Annotated in this window: 2 rRNA genes (1 of these 2 running past the window's edge); both read right to left on the reverse strand. The window is 54.0% G+C overall.

Going from position 1 to position 2,500, the window contains the following annotated elements:
- Positions 1-110 precede the first annotated feature (110 nt).
- Positions 111-225 (reverse strand): 5S ribosomal RNA (gene rrf, locus ACSYAO_RS21815).
- A 127-nt stretch (positions 226-352) separates the two neighbouring features.
- Positions 353-2,500: ribosomal RNA gene (locus ACSYAO_RS21820) — 23S ribosomal RNA — on the reverse strand (it continues 733 nt past the right edge of the window).

Genomic DNA, 2,500 nt, shown 5'->3' on the forward strand with positions numbered 1-2,500 from the left:
AGGAACTTGAAGCTCTTCGTGAAGTTGTTGCCGCAAGTCCAGGTCGAAACCGGGGGCCTGCAAAAAAAGGAAAACCCCGCTGCGCATGCAGCGGGGTTCTCGGGTGTAAACCCTGGCGATGACCTACTCTCGCATGGCTTGAGCCACACTACCATCGGCGCAGCTGCGTTTCACTTCCGAGTTCGGGATGGGATCGGGTGGTTCCACAGCGCTAATTTCACCAGGGAGGCGGTTGGAGCGTCGCCATCCGATACAGCTGGATAAGGCGCCTGCCTCTCGTAGTTCTTGTGACGTAGCGTGCACTTGGATGCTCTTACGACGCTGTCGTAAAGCCAAGGCAACTTGAGGTTATATGGTCAAGCCTCTCGGATCATTAGTATCAGTTAGCTCAATACATTGCTGTACTTACACACCTGACCTATCAACCACGTAGTCTACATGGTTCCTTCAGGGGGCTTGTGCCCCGGGAGATCTCATCTTGAGGCGCGCTTCCCGCTTAGATGCTTTCAGCGGTTATCGCTTCCGAACATAGCTACCCGGCAATGCCACTGGCGTGACAACCGGAACACCAGAGGTTCGTCCACTCCGGTCCTCTCGTACTAGGAGCAGCCCCTCTCAAATCTCCAACGCCCATGGCAGATAGGGACCGAACTGTCTCACGACGTTCTGAACCCAGCTCGCGTACCACTTTAAATGGCGAACAGCCATACCCTTGGGACCGACTACAGCCCCAGGATGTGATGAGCCGACATCGAGGTGCCAAACACCGCCGTCGATATGAACTCTTGGGCGGTATCAGCCTGTTATCCCCGGAGTACCTTTTATCCGTTGAGCGATGGCCCTTCCATACAGAACCACCGGATCACTAAGTCCTAGTTTCCTACCTGCTTGATCCGTCGATCTTGCAGTCAAGCACGCTTATGCCTTTGCACACAGTGCGCGATGTCCGACCGCGCTGAGCGTACCTTCGAGCTCCTCCGTTACTCTTTAGGAGGAGACCGCCCCAGTCAAACTACCCACCATACACGGTCCCCGACCCAGATAATGGGCCCAGGTTAGAACGTCAAGCACGACAGGGTGGTATTTCAAGGATGGCTCCGCTGCAGCTAGCGCCACAGTTTCATAGCCTCCCACCTATCCTACACAGACGAACTCAACGTTCAGTGTAAAGCTATAGTAAAGGTTCACGGGGTCTTTCCGTCTTGCCACGGGAACGCTGCATCTTCACAGCGATTTCAATTTCACTGAGTCTCGGGTGGAGACAGCGCCGCTGTCGTTACGCCATTCGTGCAGGTCGGAACTTACCCGACAAGGAATTTCGCTACCTTAGGACCGTTATAGTTACGGCCGCCGTTTACTGGGGCTTCGATCAAGAGCTTCGCCTTGCGGCTGACCCCATCAATTAACCTTCCAGCACCGGGCAGGCGTCACACCCTATACGTCCACTTTCGTGTTTGCAGAGTGCTGTGTTTTTGATAAACAGTCGCAGCGGCCTGGTTACTGCGACCCTCTTCAGCTATAGCTCGCACGAGCCACCAAAAAGGGTGCACCTTCTCCCGAAGTTACGGTGCCATGTTGCCTAGTTCCTTCACCCGAGTTCTCTCAAGCGCCTGAGAATTCTCATCCTACCCACCTGTGTCGGTTTACGGTACGGTCTGCGTAAGCTGAAGCTTAGGAGCTTTTCCTGGAAGCGTGGTATCAGTGACTTCGCCATAAAGGCTCGTCTCGGTGCTCGGTCTTGAGAGGATCCCGGATTTGCCAAAGATCCAAACCTACCGCCTTTCCCCAGGACAACCAACGCCTGGTACACCTAACCTTCTCCGTCCCTCCATCGCACTTACGCGAGGTGCAGGAATATTAACCTGCTTCCCATCGACTACGACTTTCGTCCTCGCCTTAGGGGCCGACTCACCCTGCGCCGATTAACGTTGCGCAAGGAAACCTTGGGCTTTCGGCGTGCGGGTTTTTCACCCGCATTATCGTTACTCATGTCAGCATTCGCACTTCCGATACCTCCAGCAGACTTCTCAATCCACCTTCAACGGCTTACGGAACGCTCCTCTACCGCGCATAACAAAGTTATGCACCCCAAGCTTCGGTTCTGTGCTTAGCCCCGTTAAATCTTCCCCGCAGACCGACTCGACCAGTGAGCTATTACGCTTTCTTTAAAGGGTGGCTGCTTCTAAGCCAACCTCCTGGCTGTCTGTGCCTTTCCACATGGTTTTCCACTTAGCACAAAATTTGGGACCTTAGCTGTGGGTCTGGGTTGTTTCCCTTTTCACGACGGACGTTAGCACCCGCCGTGTGTCTCCCATACAGTCCGTCTCGGTATTCGGAGTTTGCAATGGTTTGGTAAGTCGCGATGACCCCCTAGCCATAACAGTGCTCTACCCCCGAGAGGATACATATGAGGCGCTACCTAAATAGCTTTCGAGGAGAACCAGCTATCTCCGGGTTCGATTAGCTTTTCACTCCTAATCACACCTCATCCCCTACCTTT

The organism is Stenotrophomonas sp. STK16_22 (assembly GCF_051984505.1).
GTDB lineage: Bacteria > Pseudomonadota > Gammaproteobacteria > Xanthomonadales > Xanthomonadaceae > Stenotrophomonas > Stenotrophomonas maltophilia_A.